Below are 19,919 nucleotides of genomic sequence, written 5' to 3' on the forward strand. Positions count from 1 at the left end.
CTTATTCTCCTTCACATATTTTTTCAAACTCTTTGATATCTTCTTCAGTTCCAGTTACCATTAATTTATCATTAGGGCGAAGTTTTTCAGTGATATTTGGACTCCCATGCACCTTATCACCTCTTTTAATTCCAATAATAGTTATTCCAGTTTCACTTCTGATTTGTGAATCTATTATACTCTTATTAGCAAGTTTAGAGTTAGGAGAAAGATCTATCCATTCAACCACAATATTGTCACTTATATTTGAATCAATACTGCTTTTATCAGCTTCATAATCTACTCCTAAAAGTAAAGCTCCTAAAATTCTAGCTTCCTCATCATTTATAGTTAAAGCTAATTCCGGTTCGTCACCTTCAGCCTTGTTAAAATAAAATTCTCTTTTTCCAGAGCGATAAAAAATCAGCACCAACTGGGAACCCTTTTTTGTGCTTATTGTATATTTATGACCAACTCGAGGTATTTCACTATGCCTGATATTCATTATCAACCCTCCTTTTGTAAATTTTAAAACTTAAAGCCTAAAAATTATTCACTGAAATAGCATGAACTCCTAGTATTTGATATAATTAAAATAATATATCATACTCGAGCTTAATATTATGAAAATTATACCACAATCTAAAGCAAATGATAAGCTAAGTCTTATCCATAATCATAGAAAATCAAAATAATCTCAAGAAAGGAAGATGGCAATGTTAAAAAATAAATTAGTTATTAGAGCTTTAGAATATTCAGCTTTAAAGCATAAAGGTGACAATAGAAAAGGGAGTGAAATACCCTATATAGTTCATCCTTTTGAAGTGGCAATGATCTTAAAAGAAAATGCTTTTACTGAGGAAGTAATAGCTGCCGGCCTTCTCCATGATCTCTTAGAAGATACAGTGGTCAAAAAAGAAGATATCAAAACTAAATTTGGTAAAGAAATTTTAGAACTTGTCATAGGAGCCTCTGAAAAACTAGAAGGTAGAGCAGAACGCTCCTGGAAAACAAGAAAAAAAGAGACTGTAAAGTATCTAAAAAATGAAGCCAATTTTAAAGTTAAAGCCATTGCCTGTGCAGATAAGTTAAGCAATATCAGAAGTATGTTGAGAAATTTAGATAGAGTAGATAAAGAAGCTTTCTGGACAAAATTTAATGCAGGAAAAGAAGCGCAAAAATGGTATTATCAAGCTTTAGTCAATAGCTTAAAATCTCTAGAAGGAATGGAGATGTACAGGGAATTTAAACTATCGGTAGAGCAAGTTTTTAGCTGAAAATAGCCGGGAAAAATCCCGGCCATTAATTTAAGAATTAATTTTTTTATCTGCTTTTTTAACTGCTGCTACAAAATTATCCCATTCTTCTTTTCTAAAAGCACAGCTAGCTGAAACATCTTCAGATGCTAGATAAAGTCCGATCTCATCTTCTGAAGCATTAACCCCAACAGTTAATTTCTCACCAATTTTGAGTTCATCTAAAATTTCTTCCATTCTTAGCCCCCTATTTCATTAATTTTTTAATCAATGACCTGCCAATAACCTTATTTTTGGCTCTTTTTGCAACCCGCTTAGGATCTCCACTGCTCAAAGTCTCCACATCATTTGCCTTTCTTGCCAGCTTGTAAAGAAAAGATACCAATTTTGCCATCTCTTTTCACCTCAGTAATTAAAAGATTATGATCTTTAAAGCTCTTAATTGTATTATAACAGAGCAGTCTGACAGCATTATGTCACAAACTAATGTTTTTTAAAGCTCTGCTAAAAATTCTTCCGCTTTTTTTAGGTGCTCAGCTAATTTATCCTCATCCATTCTATCAAGGATCGAAAGCATTAAAGACATCCTTGGATTATCAGAAAATTTATCTTTATTCTTATTTATAAAACGCCAGTAAAGACCATCCCAGACAGCAGACCATTCCCCTTTAGAATAATGGCTCATTTTATGAATATAATTACTGGAAGAGATATAAGGTTTAGTCATCATTTTAGAATATGAATACTGGCTCATCCCATAAATATTTGCATACATAACCAAAGTGCTCCAATTTGTTTTCTATAAAATCTTGCAAAAGTTTTTCTGCCTCTGTTCTGTTAAGAGGGTAAATAAAATTATCTAGCTTACCCGGATTATCCGGAAAATGATTTTCTACATATTTTTTTGCTTCAGCTAAAAAAGGGTTAGCAAACTCTGGTGGGTCTGGAATAGTTATCTCTTGAGGAAATTTTTTTCTATTTTTAGCATCAAAACTCCATTTCCCACCCACAGGCTTATTATCTTCATCAACTAAAATATTAAGCTTTTTGCGCTGCCTAATATAATATTTATGCTGAAAAAAATCATTATCAGCAAAATAACTTCTATTTTCACTTCTGCTGTTCAAAAAATTGGGGCTTTCTAAAAACTCTAGTTCTATTCCTTTTTGTTCAGCAGTCTGCTTAATTCGCTTTTTAATCTCTTTATCAGGAGGATCAAAGAGACTAAGCTTTTTGATATCTTTAAGAACTTCATTTAAATCAGCCTGATAACCAAAATATTTAATTTTTGCGAACTTAGATTCATCTTTTAGTTCTTCAGCAAAATTCTGCATAGAAGCCCTATGTAAGAGCAGTTTCTTTTTATTAAATTTGTATTTGCAAAAATATTCTTCAGCTTCATATAAAATAATATTCTTTATTTTAAGCTCTTTTAAAGCTTGAAAAAGCTGATTGGGGAGCACCAAAAAATTTTGCTTTAATTCTCTCATTTTAAATCTCCTATTTAGTGAATATTTTCTTCCCACTCTCTACAGAATAAATTATCAAGATCTAATTTATATTAAAAACTTTTTTGATAAAAATCACTACTAGCAAAAGTAGAACACTAAATAAAATAATAGTTCCACCTGAAGCAAGATCATAATAAAAAGATAATATTATACCAGAATTTACAGAAATCAGGCTAAAAAAGATACTGTAAAAAATGGTCATTTTAAAGCTTTTACCCAAAAGCATCCCTGTTGCAACAGGGATTGTAATTAAAGACGCGATTAATAAAGTACCCACAATTTGAATTGATAATGCTACTGTAAGTGAGGTAACAATCATAAAAATGATATTTAATGGTTTTGCTGGAACTCCAGCCAGCCTGGCTTCATCTTCATTAAATGCTAAAAAGAAAAAGCCATAATAATACTTAACTATAATTGCGATTATTATTAAAGTTAAAAATAATATAATATATATATCTCTACTACCAACCAGAGAAATACTGCCAAACAAATAACTCTGAATACCGGCACTTCTTTGCGAAAGATTGATTAAAATTGTTGCAATCCCCAAACCAGCAGCCAAAATTATTGCAAGTGATAATTCGGCATAATCAGCATAATCCCGGCGTAATTTTTCTATTGCTAAGGCAGCGATTATAGAGACAATAATTGCTGAATAAATAGGAAAAAACCCTGCAAAAAGTCCTATAGCTACTCCTGCCAATGCTACATGGGATAGAGCATGACCGATTAAAGAAAGCCTTCTTAGGTTCAAAAAGACTCCCACTAGTGGAGCTACTATGCCGACAAGGTTACCAGCCAGTAAAGCTCTTTTCATAAATCTATAATTTAAAAACTCCAGCAACAACACCTCCTTAATGACCATGTTCTGGAATTATTCTTATCGATGTATCTCTTAATCCTTCTATATAATTTTGGTAGCTAAAATCACCTGAATCATGAGGATATGCTTCACCATTATCAAAACAGATGACCTTATTTGCCTGTTTGCTGATCAGATTAACATCATGAGATACCATAATAACTGTCTTTTGAAGATTATTGTTAATCTCGCCAATGATCTGATAAAAATCATCTTGAGCCCTTATATCGACCCCAACCAGAGGTTCATCAAGCAAAATTAAATCTGGATCATTAACCATCATTCTAGCAATAAAAACTCTCTGCTGCTGACCACCAGATAAGTTACCAATTTTTCTATTTAAATAGTTTTTCATATCTACCAACTCTAAAGCTTTAATAATTTTTGCTTCTAATTTTGAATTCATTATTTTTAAAAAACCCATTTTATTATAAAGATTGCTGGCAATTATTTCTCTTACTGTAGCAGGAAAACTCTGATTAAAATCCCTAACCTGTTGGGATATATAACCAATCCTACTCCAATCACTATAATTATTGATCGATTTACCAAAAATCTTTATCTCCCCTTGATCAGGCTTTAAATTACCGGTTATCATTTTGATCAAAGTGCTTTTACCTGAGCCATTTGGCCCCACAAAAGCTGCAAAATCACTTTTCTCAAATTCTAGTGAAACATTATTGATCACCACTTCTTTTTCATAAGAAAAGCTAACATTATTTATTTCAAGAACTTTCACATGATCTCCCCCAGATTTTCTTTAGCTGCTATATCTAAATTTCGATAAACTTAGCTGCATTCCTTTAAAAAAGCTTTCCTTTATGACAAAAAATCGCCTGACTCACCTTATAAAAAGCAAGTCAGGCTTTATAATTAAATTATTTTAGTGCTTTTTTCAAGTTTTCAAGGTTACTATACATTATTGTAAAGTAATTTTCCTCATTTTCAAGATCTTCTTCTCTTAAACCAGCAGCAGGATTTAAAGTTAATATTTCTAAACCTGCTTCTTCAGCAATAACATTTACCGCCCTAGGGCTGGCAAGAACTTCTAAGAAAATATAGTCTAGCCCTGTTTGCTGAGAAAGATCAATTAACTCTCTAATTGTTTGTGATGAAGGTTCTGAGTGAGGATCCAAACCTGTTACTGCTACCTGTCTTAAACCATAATTTTCTGCTAAATAACCAAAAGCAGCATGTGAAACAATAATAGTATCATGTTCTAAATCTTGAAGACCCTCTTTGTAGGCTTCATCTAATGCTTTAAGTTCTGCAATGACTTCATCTCCATTAGCTCTATATATTTCTTCACCTGCGGGATCTAATTGAGAAAATTCTTCTATCATTAATTCGGTTATCAATATCATATTATTAAAATCTAACCAGATGTGATTATCATATTCTCCATGAGCATGATCATGGTGGTGTACATCTTCTTCGTGTTCATGATGGTGGTCGTCATGATGGTGGCCGTCTTCTTCATGTTCATGATGGTGTCCGTCTTCTTCATGTTCGTGATGGTGGTCGTCAGGATGGTGGCCGTCTTCTTCATGTTCATGATGGTGGTCGTCATGATGGTGATCATGGTGGTGTCCATCATATTCAATTAAATCTACATGTTCAGTTAAATCAATGACCCTGATTCCTTCTTCTCTTAAATTAGCGGCTGCATTATCAGTCCATCCCTGCAGCTGCTGACCAATATAAATAAATAAATCAGAATTTTCCAGCTGGGCTAAGACCCTAGGTGAAGGTTCAAATCCATGTACCTCTACTCCATCAGGAGTAAGCTGATTGATATTTAATCTTTCCCCTCCAACCCTTTCTGCTATTTCAAAAATCGGATAAATACTTATGTGTACATCAGCCTCTGCTGCCTGAACAGTATTAAATAAAGGCAAAACAGCCATTGAAAAAATGAAAAGAAAAAGTATAATTTTTTTCATATTATCTGCTCCTCTTTCAATAATTATTTTTTTTGTTAAAATATTTATTATTTCCATTTTATACTAATAAATTATTTTTGTCAAATAATGTAGATTAATTCATTTTATTTGAATATTTTAATTTAAATTGCAAATATAGTCCAAATTTATTATATATAAGTTGATTTATCAGTAAAATATCTTACAGATCTTTAACTTTTAAATCTTTGCCTATTTTAACGTCGATAAATTCTGTTTCAATATCATAACCTGTTTTGCTTTTACTCTCAATTAATTCAGCATAGGCTTCTAATTGTTCAGACTGATATTTATCTCCAGTTTTATAATCTATAATTTTAATTTTTTTGGCTTTCTTATCTATCATTAATCTATCTATTCTTTTCATTTCTTCTCCAGCAAAAATGGTGTATTCCGTAAATACCTCATATTTGTCAGCAAATAAGTCTTTTTTGGCTGCTGTGAATACCTGCAGTAAATTTATCAGTTTATCGATTACTTTTTTCCCGACTATATTTAGATATTTATCTCTGATAATCGCTGCTGCTAATTGATGTTCTTTTTTTCTATCATATTTAATATACTGAAGATAATCATGAACTATTGTTCCCAATAATCTATATTTATGCTGTTCATAATTTAAGCTCTTTTTTTCTTTTTTCTCTGGCTCAACTTCATATTTAAAGTATTTAGCTAAGTCATTTAAATCAACTTTGCTTTCAGAACTTTCTCTACCATCACTCTGCAGTTCACCAAATTCTTTGGCTTTAATTAGCTCTAATAGATTATCACTTTGAGCTGCCCTAAGTAGAGCTTTTTCATAAAATTGATAATTACTGCCAGACCAGAATAAATCTTCATCTAATCTAAATTTGCGGGGGTTTTCTACATAAACGAAAAGATTCTTTGCCGCCCTTGTTAGAGCAACATAATCATTATTAATTTCTTCCATTAGTTCTTTTTGCTTTTCGTCCTCTATGAAATTATAGGCTAAGCTTTCTAAAATAAAATTATATTTTGTATTTGTTAAGAGATAATCATTAACCTCATCATAGTTTTGATCAAAATCAAGGTATATTTTAATACTATTATAATTGTTTCCTTTTGAAAGTTTGGGTGAAAAATAATAAAATACACTTTCAAAACTTAGTCCTTTTGCTTTATGAATAGTTGATAATTGTACCGCATCTTCAGCTTCTATTCCCAGCTGCTGCAGCTCTTCTGATTCTTTCTTTTCTTCAATATACTGCATCAGTGAACTTAAGCTCTTAAACTGATTTAATAATTCATAAAAGAAATAGATGTTTTTCAGAGCTGAAGCCTGATCCTCATAAATACTAAACAAGCCCATCTCATTAAATAAATGATGAACAAGTTCTGCATAGCTCATCTTTTTCAACTTTTTAATCAAGCTGAGCAGTTCTCTAATAGCCTGAGCTTCTATTACTTTTTCAGAATCTAGGGCCGCTTCTATTTTCACTTTATTTTTCAGCAGATATTTTAAACTTTGGTGATTAAGCTGTAAAAGATCGCTTCTTAAAAATTTAAGTAGGCTGAGATAGTCTGCTGTATAAAGATATTTAAAGAGATTATAGATAGGTTTTACAGCCTCATGTTCTATGATGCTGTTTGAACTTCCCCGAATATATTTAATATTTCTCTTATCAAGTTCTTCAGCTATTTCTTCTAAATCATCACCTTTACGAGCTATTACCGCTACATTGGCTAAATCACCTCTATCTTCTGCAATTTGAGAGGCTATCTCAGCTTTAAGATCTTCAACCACTGTATTTTGGATATATTCTAAGCGGCTCTTTTCTTCTGCAGATTTGGCTTTTTCAATATCTTTATTAAAATTACTTAAACTGCTTTTCCCACCAAGCAAAAGCTTTAAATAGCCAAGCTCTGTTCTTGCTGGAAGAACGTCTACAGCTTCATATTCCCAATCTGGATGAAGATCGCTAAAAAAAGCATTGACAAAATCAAGTATTTTGCCATCACTTCTGTAACAGATATTTAAGTTATCAACTTCAGCAGCTATGATATTTTCTAAATTTGCAAATAGTTCTTTTTCTCCACCTCGCCAACCATAAATAGACTGTTTTTCATCACCAACAATAATCTTATGATCAGTATTATTGATGATCGGTTTTAAGAGTTTCCACTGCAGAACACTTGTATCTTGAAACTCATCTATCAAAAGATATTCTATCTCAATTCCCAATAAATCATTAAAATACTGGGATGTTTTTCTGCCTTCTAAAAGATTTAACTCTTCTTCTCTTAAATATTGATAAGTATAATTGCTGATATCACTATAAGTGAATGTTTTTTCTTTAAATTTAATTTGATCATAGAATTCGAAAATCTTTTTTGTAAAGCGAAAAATTTCATCTTCATAAGCAATAATTTCTTGATTAAAGGCTTCATTTGCCAGCGCTTCCTGCATCAGAGCATATTCCTCTTCTAAGGCAAATTTTAATTCTTCCACAGACTTGCCCCTTAATTTACCCCCATTCCAAAAATGAGTTGATAAAAATTGCTTATAGTTATTATAGATCAGTTCTTTTTTCTCGGCTTCAGATTTTAAAGCCAAATATTTTTCTAAAATTCTTTTATAATCTTTTCTAAAATAATTACTATTAAATTCTTTAGCTTTTTTGCTTGCTATATCTTGAATAATCTGCAGAGAATTATCAAGTTTACTGATAAAATCAGTGTTTTCTTTTGCTTTTCTGCTTTGATAATCTATTAATTCGAATTTCCAGCGTTGATTTATTATGTCAGCAATAAGATCAGTATAGTCTTTTATCTTCCTGCTCCTATTTTCTGCTAGGAAATTTTCCATCTGGGCAAAAACCGCTTCATCCTCTAAAATCTTTTTAAATACCTTTTCTGCACTTTCTTCATCTGTATCACTAAGCTCATAAGCTTTAATACCTAAATAAGGAGCTATAGAACGCTTAAAGATTCTATTAACAAAACTATCTATAGTAAAAACATTAATTTTTTCTTTGCTGCTTAGTATTTCTTCATAGATAGCATCTACCTGTTCTATTATTTTTTCTCCTGCAAGAGGACTGAGCTTATTAAGTTCTTGATAAAGCTCAGAATCTACTCTCTTCTTTTTTAGCTCTTTCAGATGCTCGATTATCCTTTCCCTGATCTCAGCTGTTGCCTTACGGGTAAAGGTCATCACAACGATATTCCTGAAATCTTCGCCTTGAAAGACAGCATTAAGGTATTCTAAAGAAAGCCTGTATGTTTTTCCGGTACCTGCACTTGCTTTTAATATTTTATTCATTTTACCACAACCCTACATATTTCATAGTAATCACACTTTTTCTTGCAGTCAGATTTATAGATGGTCTTATATCTTTTTTCTTCAAATAGTTGAGTAAGCTCTTCTTTTATTTTAAGCTCTAATTTTTCTTCGCGATCTCTGTTGTCGATATCCAGATCATTTTCCATAATCTTATAAATAGCTTTTATGGTATTTGAAAAATCCCTGTCTTCAAAGTTCAACATCAAGGAATAGAGGGCCAGCTGTTCCATACTCCCACTCCCTGTTTTAAGATCTATGATATAATTGCTGCCAGCTTCTGCCTCAATCAATATATCGGGACGACCATTTATATAGGCTGAGATACCTTCTTCACTTTTAAAAATATCATGTTTTCTTAAGCTGACTTCAGTTTCAACTTTAACTATCTTATCAACTAATTTTTGGATGCTTTTATCCAAACTAAAAAGAGAATCAATTAAGTTCTCAAATAAGATGGCATGATAATATTTTTTATAATAATCATGGATCTGCAGCTCATATTCTTCTAGCTTTTCTTTTAAGATTGTTTCTAATATACTTCTGCTGCAATTCTCTAAAGGTATAGCAAATTTTTCTATACACTCCTCGAAAAATTCATGGGCAATAGAACCGATCATCAACATACTCAGCTCTTTATCAATTTCAAGTTTTTCTGATTCTATATTGGCGATATTACTCATATAAAACTTAAAAGGGCAGCGCTTTAAATTTTCAAATCGATAATGGCTCAGAGAAAGTTTAGCTTGGGGAAAATCTTCTTTCTCTAAAAGCATTTGATCTTCTTTTACTAAGTCTTCACCCAGCAGATCCTGCTCTTTTTTAGAACTAGCTGCTATAAATAATTCTGCCAAAAGATTTTTTTGATCTTTAGTCTGATATTCTACCTCACTATCTTCTAGCTCATATCTTAATTTAAGTTCTTCGATAAAAGGACTGGAAGTAATATTATTATCTACATTTTCAATGTAGAATAAATCACACTGAGCTGTATTAAAAATAGTTGAGAAAAAATCATATTTCTGTTTCAGATAATTAACTTCTTTCAATTCCAGGCCTAAGCGTTTTAAATCAGCCTCACTCAAAAAGCTATTACTTCTATACTCTTTAGGTAGGTTAGCCTGATTAGCATTGATCATCAGCAGCTGCTCTCGTTTTTTATAAGGGGCTTTTTCTAAGTCTTTAACCACAGCCTGCAAATTTTCTTTTTTACTATTTTTTCTAAGCTTTTTAAAGCCTAGATAATTTAACAGCAATTTAAATATCTGTTCTGACTTAGCTCGCTCCTGCTTTAAATTATTATCAAGCTCTAAAAGTGAGATAGTATTAAGCTCAAGCAGTGCATCATAAAACTGCTCTAGATCGCCATTCTGATATTTATCTTCTTGCAGAACCTTTATATCTAAATCTTTTAAGAAGTTGAGAAGGGACTCTATATCTTTGATATTTTTTAAGTGCTTGAGATCAGAGATGATCCGCTCAAACTTATGATTAGCTAAATTATTTATTTTCTCCTGATCAAGGTAAACATATTCATAATTAGCAAAAGATTTTAACTGCTGCAGATCCTCAGCTTTTAAATTATAATAAAGCTGAAAATTTTGCCTATAGCTGCTCTTGAGCAGTTGATTTAAATCAAGTCTAAATCCTTCTCTATTGAACTGAAAGTTAAGCATGTTTTTAAAGATCTCTTCTAAAAAACTGTAGATAGCAGTCTCTTGAAAAGCAATACTTTTTTCAAATTTAATCAATTCTGGAGAGAGTATATTTTCTATCCCATTTTCCTGCTCACTTAAATCTATTATCTCTGTTGTCTCTTTCTGCTTATTAATTTTTGCTAAAAGATTAAAGAGCTGTAGTATTTTTTCCTTGCTTTGATAAATTCTTAGCTCAGAATTAAGATAGTCAGGAAAAGTGAAAGATTTTATCCTTAAATTGCTTTCATCAAAATCATTCTCTTTTAGCTGCAGCTTGATTTTTACTTTTTTCTCTGCTGCCTCTAATCTTTTTAAAACTTCTTTATCAAAATCATTAAAATGAAGGCAGTTGATAAAGTTAATACTATCAAAATCAGCTGCATATTCTGGAGAAAAGTTCTTGAAATCTCTTTTGAGATTTCTATCGACCAAATTATTATTTCTCAAATAGCTCTCATACTTTTTTCTGATCGCTTCAAACCTTTCTAATCTCTGCTGCTGCCATTTTACCCTTAACTCAAACTCAGATAAAGCCAGCCTATTTTGACTTATCAGCTCATAAAAGTGGAAAAATTCGTAAGCTGTGTCTATGCTTTCAGCATAATTATCTATCTTAAAAAAATCTTTATCTGACTGGCTTAAAACTCCGTAAAATATAAGTTTAAGTTTATCTTCTTTGATTAAAGTTTTATCACTCAAAAATAATTTATCCCATAAATCTTCTTTCATTATGAATAAACTTTCAGAACTAAAAAGCTCCTTATTCCGATCATAATAGTTCTGGGCTTCAACCATACTGGCAAAGTTAGTAAAAACATAAAGCTCTGCTTTGTTAAGAGAAACACTCTGCTCTATTAAATTTTCTCCATAGTCTAAATAGTTAAATTCCAAACTAAACATCTCCCTTTTTTAGCTTATATTCCCTTAGTTTTTGAAGAAAAAAATTATATTTAATAATATTATACCATATTCTTCTGACAGCATGGTGTCAGAGCTTATAATTTATTTCTTTAAATTAAAATAGAGCCCCAACTACTGGAGAAAATCCAGCAGCAGAAGCTCTTTAAATTGCTCTTATTTTGGCCTAAGTTATAATTCTCCTATCATATTTTTCAGCTCTTCAGCCTTGTTAAAACCATCAATTAAATTATTAGGCAGATTTTTCAAACCCTGATCAGCTCCCAGAACCATTCCAATTATCATTGCCCGGGCAGCATTATCGCCACCTGCCCTGATATTTACCGAAAATGCTTCTAAGGGATCAGAGTAGTTTAAGAGCACATCTAATACGATCGGAAAACCCTGGGCTGTAGAACAGCCCTGTCCTCTTTCATCTGCTCTTTCTAGAACCTCACCTTTTGAACTTATATTTTCAAAAAGACCACTAATATAATCATTTAGATCTTTATTATCAACTAAGGCCTTCCTATAATCTTTAGCACCTAAGATGTCCTGCATAACTTGATAGATATATTCTGCACTTTGATCTACTATCTCCCCATTATGGGTTAGATGAATTTGAGCTAGAAAATCATCTTTAGTAATACTGCTATCAATAAACATCGGGGCACTACGGGCCAATCCACCCAGTTCTACATTTTCGGTGCCAATTAGACTTTCACTTTCTTTGAATTTCTGCAGGGAATCTTTCATCGAATGATCCATATACATTTCATTTTCTTCTATATATTTCATCCAATCATCTCTAAATTTTTTTAAGTCAAAACCCCCGTTATTGTAAATAGACTTCAGTAAAGCAAAAGCTTGTTCTCCATATTGAGTAAAGTCTCCGGCTTTTTTGCCTTGATGAAATTTTGCAATTTCAGGTGCTCTATATTCACTTACTACTCCCGGAAAATGTTTTTTAACTTTATCTGTATCATAAACCCAGTGTGAGCCTAAAGAGATTGCATCTCCAATTAAACTTAGATATACTGCTGATCTATTTTTATCCATTTTCGGACCCTCCTCTTAAATAATTATGCTCTTTCAGATAGAATTATACTCTGCTAAGAGATAAAGTTAAATAAAGCTTTTTACAATTTAAAGCTCTTTTTCTTTAATCTCTAATTCGACCACCCTCAAGTTAGCTAATTTATCGCTTTTAGCTTTTTGATGAAGCTGAATTAGTTGTTCTGAAGCAAGACTGGAAAATACTGAAGCCTTGTTTAAGCCAACCAACTGATAACCACCTTTTTTAGCTCTTTTCAAATAGCCATTTTCAGATTTAAGAGCATATAAATACATTGTCTACCTCCTTTAAATTTTTGCTAATAATCCTTCTAATTTATTTAATCCCTCTCCCGGCTTTGTATTTTGAACCTGCACCCATTCTTTAAGCTTAGCAATTGCTTTCCCAGAATTTATAATTTCCTGGGCAGCTTGATAAGAGCTTTGCAGCTGATTATGATAATCCATTAAATAGAGGATCAAAGCAGTATTGAGAGCTATAATATCTACTCGAGCCTTTTTCCCTTTTCCTTTGAGATTTCTAAGCAGCTCTAAAGCCTCACTTTCTCTATCTTTAAAGGGAAGTATATCTTTGCTGCTGGCTTTTTCTATCCCCAGACTGCTGGGATCAAAAGAATACTCTTTAAGCTGGGCACTTTCATCAATTTCCACAAGATAATTTCTGCCCAGAGTTGACGCTTCATCCATGCCGCTTATGCCATCTTCGGCTAAACCATGTACAACTATAGCCTTTTTATAGCCTATTTTATGCATCACCTTTGCCACAGGTATTAATAGATCTCTGCTGTAAACACCCCGAACCCCATATTTAGGATAAACAGGGTTGGCCAAAGAGGCTGCAATATTTAAAGTGCTGCCAAAAGAAATCTTAGCAAGTATCCTGCCTAAAGCAGTAGGATGAATTTTTGAATCCATACCATTTAAGACTCCAATTCCAACCTCCTCAATACTTTTTACTATAAGTTCTGGTGGGCACTCAACTCCTACCCCCAATTCCTCTAAAATATCGATTGTCCCACAGTTAGAGCTTATTGCTCTTGAACCATGTCTGGCCATGGCTACACCTGCAGCTGCAGCAACAATGGAAGCTGAGGTGCTGATATTAAAAGTATTAACCTTATCCATTCCGGTCCCACAATTTTCTACTAAAGGCTGTTTTAGTTGAGGAGAGAGCTTTATGGTATCTAAATTATATATAGCATCCCAACTGCCTGCTATTTCCTCTACTGTTTCTCCTTTAGCTTTTAGGGCCGCCAGAAAAGCTCCCTGCTGCATTTCTGATTGTTGATCTAATAAGACTTGTGAAAAGAGCTCTTCCATTTCAGCCCGCCTAAAGTTATTGCCTGCGATTAATCTGCTGATATTTTGACCAAATTCTTTGCCTGCTGCTAATTTACTCATAATTAATTCCTCCCTCTCAATTTTCAATAATTATTTTAAGTGCTGTTTTATTTCTGACTTTTTCTATACCTGCAAATATTTCTTTTAAGGATATCCGCTCTGTTATCAATCTTTTCACAACTACTTTTTGCTCTGCAATCAGCTGTAATGCTTTTCTATTTTGTTCAGATGTACATCCATAAGCTCCAATTAAAGCCCGCTCACCATAATGAAGTAGGTTAGCATCAATTTCAAATTTTTCTTTTCCCTCAGCAAAACCTGAAAATAATAAAAGCCGCCCCCTCTTGTTTAAGCTTGCTATTAAAGAATGATCAACCTTTATCTGTCTTGAGGCTAAAAATATCAAATCTATCCCCTGAGCAGCAGTATAGTTTGTTAAGAATTGTTGCCAGGATTCCTGCTCACTTTTAACTAAGGTATCCACTCCTAAAGAAGCAGCAAATTCCAGTCTCTGCTTTAATTTATCTACTAAAATTATCTTTTTGGCTCCATAGCTTTTGGCCAGCATAGCCTGCAGACAACCGATTGGACCAGCCCCAATAATCAAGATACTCTCATTTGGAGAAAAGTTAGCTATTTCCATCCCATTAATACAACAGGCTAATGGTTCAGCAAATACTGCTTCTGCAAAACTCAAATTAGCTGGAATTGGATTTAAAATATTTGCTTTAAGAGCTTTTTCGGAAATAGCTATGTATTCTGTAAATCCACCATCTACAGTAAAACCAAAAATATCTATCTCCTGACAGTGATTTGTAATTCCCTGCTGACAAAAATTACATTCTCCACAAACAATTCCTGGAGCTACTTGTACTCTATCCCCCTTTTTGAATTTATCATTCTCACTTTCAACTATAATCCCTGTGATCTCATGGCCTAAAACTCTGGGGTAGTCTAGAGCTTGATGCCCTTTATCAATCATTTTTAAATCTGCATTACAAATTCCACTTGCTGCCACTTTAATTAATATTCCCCCGGCAGAAATCTTTGGCTTGGCTAACTCTCTAAGTTCTAATTTCTTTTCTTCATTTAAAATTGCTGCTTGCATAAATAGCCTCCTCATTTAGTTTGTTTAATAAAAGCAAAAATAAAAGCAAAAAAAGTCCACAACTCCCGAAGGAGTCGTGAACTTTTCCATAATTCACTAGCAATTTAAATAAACTGCAGTTTAAATAGGCAGGTTTCCTGGCTCACGACTTCATCTTTCACCTTCCCCGATTATTTTAATAATCAAGTGGTTATTGAAAGAAACTTTTATCGCTTACAGTGGCGGGACCGCACTGTCACAAGTAGAACTCAGCCTTAACTCATGCAGATTTCCCTTTTAAAGCAGTCAATCGAAAAATTTTCTTTTTAAATTAACTGCTCACCTATTTAATTATATTTAATTTTCAAAAAATAATTTTATTCTAAGAAAATATTATCATATTTTAAAGTGTATTACAATAACCTTTAGCTTTTTAAAGGACATAATTGCTTAGCCAAATACTTTTTTAATATAATCTAATCTAGTTGTCATCTGTTTTAAGAGCAGATCAACTAAAATTAGAGCAGTCATAGCTTCTACCACAACAACAGCTCTCGGCACTATGACAGGATCATGACGGCCCTGGATATTAATTTCAATATTTTCCCCAGATTTATTGACTGTAGATTGTGTTTTTTCTATTGAAGGGGTTGGTTTAACCGCAGCCCTTAAGACCAACTCACTACCATCAGTTATTCCACCTAAAGTTCCTCCGGCATGATTTGTCAGCTTAGTTATTTTTCCATCCCCATTAAACTGGAAAAAGTCATTATGCTGATGACCTGTCATTTCTGCAGCTTTAAAACCACTGCCTATTTCAACACCTTTGACTGCCCCAATCGACATTATTGCCCTGGCTAATAAGGCATCACTTTTATCAAATACAGGTTCTCCCAATCCTTTTGGGATATTATCAACCCTACATTCGATAGTTCCACCTGAAGAATTATTTTCTTCCATCAGTTTTGTTAAATATTCTTCAGCTTTTTTGGCAGCTTTTTGATCAGGCATATAAAGAAAATTATCCATCCTTGTTTCAATTTTTGTATTTTCAGCTTCTATTTTAACAGGACCTATAGATGCAGTGTAAGCTCTGATTTTAACTCCCAATTCAGCAAGCAGTTTCCTGGCTACAGCTCCTGCTGCAACCCTGGCTGCAGTTTCTCTACCTGAAGCACGACCACTACCACGGTAATCTCTAAAACCATATTTTAGATCATAACTATAATCAGAATGACCAGGTCGATAAAGATCTTTAAGTTTAGAATAGTCTTTTGAACGTTGATCTTTATTAAATATTATCAGAGAAATTGGGGTGCCAGTTGTTTTCCCCTTAAATATTCCGGATAATAGCTCTACCTTGTCACCTTCTTTTCTGGGGGTTGTAAAAGGAGATTGACCAGGTTTTCTTCTATCTAAATCAGACTGTATATCTTCTTCACTCAATTCCAGCCCGGCAGGACAGCCATCTATGACTACTCCCAGTCCTTTACCATGAGATTCACCCCAAGTTGATATTTTAAATAAATCACCTAATATTGAACCCGACATCTTAAAACACCTCTTATGAAATTATTATATTTAAATTAGCAATCTTTTGGTATTTAAAAAGTTTAGTTTTGCATCTAGCACATTTTATTGTCAACATATTTTCACCTGCTTTTAAACTCTTGCCAAGCTTTATCAAAGTATTTTTCTGATCCAGCCCTCAGGAGCTTCTAAATCTCCCAGCTGTATTTTGGTTAAGCTATCATATAATTTTTTTGTAATTTCTCCCATTTTATCCATCCCACTAGGGAAAATAATTTCTTGATCTCCATTTACTACCTTACCCACAGGTGAGATAACTGCTGCAGTTCCACAAACCCCACATTCGGCAAAGTTTTCTAATTCTTCAAGTTTAACCGGTCTTTCAATGACCTTTAGACCAAGCCTATTTTCAGCTATGTACAGGATTGACCGCTTTGTTATAGAAGGAAGAATAGATTCTGACTTTGGTGTTAGAAGTTCGTTATCCTTTGTTATAAAAATAAAGTTAGCTCCACCTGTTTCTTCTACGGATGTTCTACTTTCAGCATCTAAATATAGATTTTCATCAAATCCATTTTCATGTGCTTCAATATGTGCTCTTAAGCTCATTGCATAGTTCAAACCTGCTTTAATGTTTCCTGTGCCCCGGGGAGCAGCTCTATCATATTCACTCACACAAAGAGTTAGTGGATTGACCCCTCCTTTAAAATAGGGTCCAACCGGTGTTCCAAAAAGTCTAAACTGATATCCCGCTGCAGGCTCAATACTGATCACAGGTTTTGAAGCAAAAATAAAGGGACGTAAATATAATGCTGCACCGGTTCCATAAGGAGGAACCCATTCAGCATTAGCCTCTACCACCTTATCAACTGCCTCCAAAAATCGTTCTTTGGGAAAGGGTGGTATTTGAAGCACCTCTGCAGAATCGATCATTCTTTCTGCATTCAAATCAGGCCTGAATGTAACAATACTTCCATCTTTTGTAGTAAAAGCTTTTAATCCTTCAAATACCTGCTGACAATACTGCAAGACACCTGCACTCTCATTAATTACAATATCCGAATCAGAACTTAAAGTTCCTTTTTCCCATTCTCCATTTTTATAATTTGCCACATATCTTTTATCTATAGCCCGATAATCAAAACCAAGGTTTTCCCAATCTAGATTCTTCTTTTTCATCTTTAATTCTCCTCGTATAATATAATTATTTAAAGTTATCTCCAACCAGATAGTTCATTTTTGTTAAAATAGCATAATCATCATAAAATTTGATTTCTGTAAGAGAGGTGTTATCTATCTGGAATTGTTTAAAACTTTTTGATTGTACTGCTAGAATTTCTCTTAAGTACATTTTTATAACTCCACCATGGGTCACAACTATTAGTTTTTCTCCTTTATGTTCTTCTAAGAGCTGATCGAAAAAAGAATTTATTCTGGCTGCAAACTCGCTAATATTTTCTCCTCCAGGTGCTCCATTTTTCAGCGGGTCATTTTTCCAGACTTCCATATTATCAGGATATTGAGCAGCTATTTCTTCGAAATTTAAACCTTCCCATTCAGCAAAATCTATTTCTCTTAATTTTTTACTCTCCATAATTTCAATATCCAGTTTATCAGCAATAAATGATGCTGTCTTTCTGGCCCGCTTAAGATTACTGCTGTAAATATGATCAAATCTGTAATCTTCTAGAAATAAAGCTGTTTCTACAGTTTTTTGGATACCTGTGTCATTTAACTCTGTATCTGTCTGGCCCTGGATTATAGATTTTTTATTGTTATCTATCAAATTTTTCTGCTTGATAATCCTTACACTCCTTTGGAATTTTTAATACTACAGGTGAATTCTTAAATTCCTTTTTATTTGCTCAGGATCATATTCTTCAAAGCCCTGACTTTTTGCCCACTCAGACATCATCTCATGTTCTTCATGCTCAGGATCAGAAATTATCTCCATAAACCGGCTAAATCCTGGAACTCCTCCTACATCTTCAGGTGGAGCAGTACCTGCTCCTTCTAAAAATTCTGACTGATATTTATTATAATCTTCTATTATCTCCTCTACTTCGAGATATAACTCCCAGTTATCACCATAATCATAGATATATTTTATTCTTGCAGGAAGATAATCTTTCAGCAAAGAATCTTTTTCTAAACTGAGTTCAAAGTCTTCTCCCTCATAATTGAGTTCATGCTTATTATATTCTAAGTTTTCTTCGTTCATTACTATATTGTAGGCTGCTTTATAAGCATCTCTATGGTATTCAGCTTGATTCCAGGATTTACTCTCATCCTTCTCTTCACTATAAACAAAAAATTCATGAAGGTGATAATCCATCCAGTTATATAGGTTTTGGATTACTTTATGTAAATCATAGAAATAATAGTTTAAAGGAACTATTACTTTTCGCCAGGCAGAATATTCGCCTAACTCTAGATCAACTTTTATTACAGCTCCATTAATTTTAACCGGAGACTCACCATAATATTCTTCTAGTTTCTCGTTCAGTCTTTCACCAGGTGTATAGTAATCATCTGAATCTTTTTCAGTAACAATTCTGTGGCTTAATTTACGACTGATATAAGACTGAACTTTTTTATCCTGAATATACTCATCGTGAAAAAATTGTGCCTCTTTACAGCTGTGGTTCATTCTAGCTACCTGACTATGGCTTTTAGTTTTCGAAAATTCAATTTCCTCAAATTCATTTAAATAGCTTTCAATAATCTTTTCTTTAACGCCTTCAACTGTAAATGTTTCTCTTATTGCACTTTTAATTAGCTCAGCAATATTTTTGAAATCATTTTTCTTCAATCCATATAATACTACTGTATAACGAGCAGCATTATTGGTCATTACAATAACTTTTCTCCGTTCAATTCTGATTATATTCGCATGCCAGCAAAATAACTGGTCTTTTGAAGTTTCAGCTTCAACTAAGTTTTTGATTTTTAATTCATCTCTTAATTTTTTGGTTACCTGGATTAACATATAATCATTCCTTTTTTTGATTTTTTTAAACTTTTAGCCTGCTAATATTAATGATTACTTTTTTTAGTATTATAAGTTGTCAATTCTCTCCTCAACATAACCAATGTCTTCTTTTTTCTGCAGAAATATTGAGGTTTATAGAAACAAAATTACTCTTAATCAATTCTATTTGGTTGAATTGCAGAATTAAAACCAATAAAAAATAATCCATAGCTAAAAACCAAATATGATATAAATGACCAAAAGATCATATTCGAGTTTTAAACTGTGGATCTAAAAATATTTATCTTCATCATAAGCTCAGCAGAAAAAGCAACAATCTTTTTAAAACTTCAAAATATAATTAGATTAATAGGTTGTATAATTAATGTTGTGAAGAAAAAATTGTGAATTTAAAAACATCTAAATAAAAAAGGCATTTGCCTGGCTCC

General features: G+C 32.9%; 19 protein-coding genes and 1 riboswitch. Of the genes, 1 reads left to right on the forward strand and 18 read right to left on the reverse strand.

The genetic code is table 11. The annotated features are described in order from the left end of the window. Position 1: 1 nt before the first annotated feature. Positions 2 to 484 carry a cation:proton antiporter regulatory subunit gene (locus LJ207_RS08325; protein ID WP_229345972.1) on the reverse strand — a complete coding sequence of 161 codons (483 nt, stop codon included), beginning with the start codon at positions 482 to 484 and terminating at the stop codon, positions 2 to 4. Positions 485 to 695: 211 nt separating this feature from the next. Here LJ207_RS08325 and LJ207_RS08330 point away from each other — a divergent pair, with 211 nt between their 5' ends. Further along, positions 696 to 1,256, forward strand: a complete 561-nt coding sequence (locus LJ207_RS08330; protein WP_229345973.1) for an HD domain-containing protein — start codon at positions 696 to 698, stop codon at positions 1,254 to 1,256. 30 nt (positions 1,257 to 1,286) lie between these two features. Here LJ207_RS08330 and LJ207_RS08335 read toward each other — a convergent pair whose 3' ends face one another. The 17 genes from LJ207_RS08335 to LJ207_RS08415 all read right to left on the reverse strand — a co-directional run bounded on the left by LJ207_RS08335 (position 1,287) and on the right by LJ207_RS08415 (position 19,488). Next, positions 1,287 to 1,472 (reverse strand): hypothetical protein, encoded by a 186-nt coding sequence (locus LJ207_RS08335; RefSeq protein WP_229345975.1) that lies wholly within the window; start codon positions 1,470 to 1,472, stop codon positions 1,287 to 1,289. Between the two features lie 10 nt (positions 1,473 to 1,482). Beyond that, positions 1,483 to 1,629: a hypothetical protein gene (locus tag LJ207_RS08340; protein WP_013404861.1), complete on the reverse strand. Its 147-nt coding sequence runs from the start codon at positions 1,627 to 1,629 to the stop codon at positions 1,483 to 1,485. A gap of 99 nt (positions 1,630 to 1,728) precedes the next feature. Beyond that, entirely contained in the window at positions 1,729 to 2,010 is a 282-nt protein-coding gene (locus tag LJ207_RS08345; RefSeq protein WP_229345977.1) for a hypothetical protein, read from the reverse strand. Then, positions 1,967 to 2,725 carry a cryptochrome/photolyase family protein gene (locus LJ207_RS08350; protein ID WP_229345978.1) on the reverse strand — a complete coding sequence of 253 codons (759 nt, stop codon included), beginning with the start codon at positions 2,723 to 2,725 and terminating at the stop codon, positions 1,967 to 1,969. The genes LJ207_RS08345 and LJ207_RS08350 overlap by 44 nt, the downstream gene beginning before the upstream one ends. Positions 2,726 to 2,786: 61 nt before the next feature. Next, entirely contained in the window at positions 2,787 to 3,599 is an 813-nt protein-coding gene (locus tag LJ207_RS08355) for a metal ABC transporter permease (RefSeq protein ID WP_229346005.1), read from the reverse strand. Positions 3,600 to 3,603: 4 nt separating this feature from the next. Further along, entirely contained in the window at positions 3,604 to 4,350 is a 747-nt protein-coding gene (locus LJ207_RS08360) for a metal ABC transporter ATP-binding protein (RefSeq protein WP_229345980.1), read from the reverse strand. A gap of 139 nt (positions 4,351 to 4,489) precedes the next feature. Beyond that, the gene (locus tag LJ207_RS08365; protein WP_229345986.1) at positions 4,490 to 5,554 is read right to left on the reverse strand and encodes a metal ABC transporter substrate-binding protein; all 1,065 of its coding nucleotides are present in this window, start codon (positions 5,552 to 5,554) and stop codon (positions 4,490 to 4,492) included. A gap of 181 nt (positions 5,555 to 5,735) precedes the next feature. Beyond that, positions 5,736 to 8,855: a UvrD-helicase domain-containing protein gene (locus tag LJ207_RS08370; RefSeq protein WP_229345988.1), complete on the reverse strand. Its 3,120-nt coding sequence runs from the start codon at positions 8,853 to 8,855 to the stop codon at positions 5,736 to 5,738. Then, a complete protein-coding gene (locus LJ207_RS08375) occupies positions 8,852 to 11,461 on the reverse strand; it encodes a PD-(D/E)XK nuclease family protein (protein WP_229345989.1) in 2,610 nt (869 codons plus the stop codon). The genes LJ207_RS08370 and LJ207_RS08375 overlap by 4 nt, the downstream gene beginning before the upstream one ends. A gap of 198 nt (positions 11,462 to 11,659) precedes the next feature. Further along, positions 11,660 to 12,526, reverse strand: a complete 867-nt coding sequence (locus LJ207_RS08380; protein WP_229345991.1) for an ADP-ribosylglycohydrolase family protein — start codon at positions 12,524 to 12,526, stop codon at positions 11,660 to 11,662. Between the two features lie 87 nt (positions 12,527 to 12,613). Then, positions 12,614 to 12,817: a hypothetical protein gene (locus LJ207_RS08385; RefSeq protein WP_229345992.1), complete on the reverse strand. Its 204-nt coding sequence runs from the start codon at positions 12,815 to 12,817 to the stop codon at positions 12,614 to 12,616. 12 nt (positions 12,818 to 12,829) lie between these two features. Further along, the gene (gene trpD / locus LJ207_RS08390; RefSeq protein WP_229345994.1) at positions 12,830 to 13,942 is read right to left on the reverse strand and encodes an anthranilate phosphoribosyltransferase; all 1,113 of its coding nucleotides are present in this window, start codon (positions 13,940 to 13,942) and stop codon (positions 12,830 to 12,832) included. A 16-nt stretch (positions 13,943 to 13,958) separates the two neighbouring features. Further along, a complete protein-coding gene (locus tag LJ207_RS08395) occupies positions 13,959 to 14,990 on the reverse strand; it encodes an alcohol dehydrogenase catalytic domain-containing protein (RefSeq protein WP_229345995.1) in 1,032 nt (343 codons plus the stop codon). Positions 14,991 to 15,100: 110 nt separating this feature from the next. Continuing rightward, a riboswitch (cobalamin riboswitch) is annotated at positions 15,101 to 15,331 on the reverse strand. Between the two features lie 88 nt (positions 15,332 to 15,419). Beyond that, positions 15,420 to 16,520, reverse strand: a complete 1,101-nt coding sequence (gene aroC, locus LJ207_RS08400) for a chorismate synthase (protein ID WP_229345997.1) — start codon at positions 16,518 to 16,520, stop codon at positions 15,420 to 15,422. A gap of 132 nt (positions 16,521 to 16,652) precedes the next feature. Beyond that, positions 16,653 to 17,678 carry a branched-chain amino acid aminotransferase gene (locus LJ207_RS08405; RefSeq protein WP_229345999.1) on the reverse strand — a complete coding sequence of 342 codons (1,026 nt, stop codon included), beginning with the start codon at positions 17,676 to 17,678 and terminating at the stop codon, positions 16,653 to 16,655. A 25-nt stretch (positions 17,679 to 17,703) separates the two neighbouring features. Then, positions 17,704 to 18,285 carry a histidine phosphatase family protein gene (locus LJ207_RS08410; protein WP_229346000.1) on the reverse strand — a complete coding sequence of 194 codons (582 nt, stop codon included), beginning with the start codon at positions 18,283 to 18,285 and terminating at the stop codon, positions 17,704 to 17,706. Positions 18,286 to 18,330: 45 nt separating this feature from the next. Next, entirely contained in the window at positions 18,331 to 19,488 is a 1,158-nt protein-coding gene (locus LJ207_RS08415) for a plasmid pRiA4b ORF-3 family protein (RefSeq protein WP_229346002.1), read from the reverse strand. Positions 19,489 to 19,919 lie beyond the last annotated feature (431 nt).

The organism is Halanaerobium polyolivorans (assembly GCF_020711195.1).
Lineage (GTDB): Bacteria > Bacillota > Halanaerobiia > Halanaerobiales > Halanaerobiaceae > Halanaerobium > Halanaerobium polyolivorans.

Excerpts from the sequence above, each read along its gene's own strand:
- LJ207_RS08405 (WP_229345999.1), bottom strand. The coding sequence starts at position 17,678 with ATGAAAAAGAAGAATCTAGATTGGGAAAACCTTGGTTTTGATTATCGG.
- LJ207_RS08350 (WP_229345978.1), bottom strand. The coding sequence starts at position 2,725 with ATGAGAGAATTAAAGCAAAATTTTTTGGTGCTCCCCAATCAGCTTTTT.
- aroC (WP_229345997.1), bottom strand. The coding sequence starts at position 16,520 with ATGTCGGGTTCAATATTAGGTGATTTATTTAAAATATCAACTTGGGGT.
- LJ207_RS08395 (WP_229345995.1), bottom strand. The coding sequence starts at position 14,990 with ATGCAAGCAGCAATTTTAAATGAAGAAAAGAAATTAGAACTTAGAGAG.
- LJ207_RS08345 (WP_229345977.1), bottom strand. The coding sequence starts at position 2,010 with ATGTATGCAAATATTTATGGGATGAGCCAGTATTCATATTCTAAAATG.
- LJ207_RS08380 (WP_229345991.1), bottom strand. The coding sequence starts at position 12,526 with ATGGATAAAAATAGATCAGCAGTATATCTAAGTTTAATTGGAGATGCA.
- LJ207_RS08330 (WP_229345973.1), top strand. The coding sequence starts at position 696 with ATGTTAAAAAATAAATTAGTTATTAGAGCTTTAGAATATTCAGCTTTA.
- LJ207_RS08415 (WP_229346002.1), bottom strand. The coding sequence starts at position 19,488 with ATGTTAATCCAGGTAACCAAAAAATTAAGAGATGAATTAAAAATCAAA.
- trpD (WP_229345994.1), bottom strand. The coding sequence starts at position 13,942 with ATGAGTAAATTAGCAGCAGGCAAAGAATTTGGTCAAAATATCAGCAGA.
- LJ207_RS08335 (WP_229345975.1), bottom strand. The coding sequence starts at position 1,472 with ATGGAAGAAATTTTAGATGAACTCAAAATTGGTGAGAAATTAACTGTT.
- LJ207_RS08370 (WP_229345988.1), bottom strand. The coding sequence starts at position 8,855 with ATGAATAAAATATTAAAAGCAAGTGCAGGTACCGGAAAAACATACAGG.
- LJ207_RS08340 (WP_013404861.1), bottom strand. The coding sequence starts at position 1,629 with ATGGCAAAATTGGTATCTTTTCTTTACAAGCTGGCAAGAAAGGCAAAT.
- LJ207_RS08365 (WP_229345986.1), bottom strand. The coding sequence starts at position 5,554 with ATGAAAAAAATTATACTTTTTCTTTTCATTTTTTCAATGGCTGTTTTG.
- LJ207_RS08325 (WP_229345972.1), bottom strand. The coding sequence starts at position 484 with ATGAATATCAGGCATAGTGAAATACCTCGAGTTGGTCATAAATATACA.
- LJ207_RS08385 (WP_229345992.1), bottom strand. The coding sequence starts at position 12,817 with ATGTATTTATATGCTCTTAAATCTGAAAATGGCTATTTGAAAAGAGCT.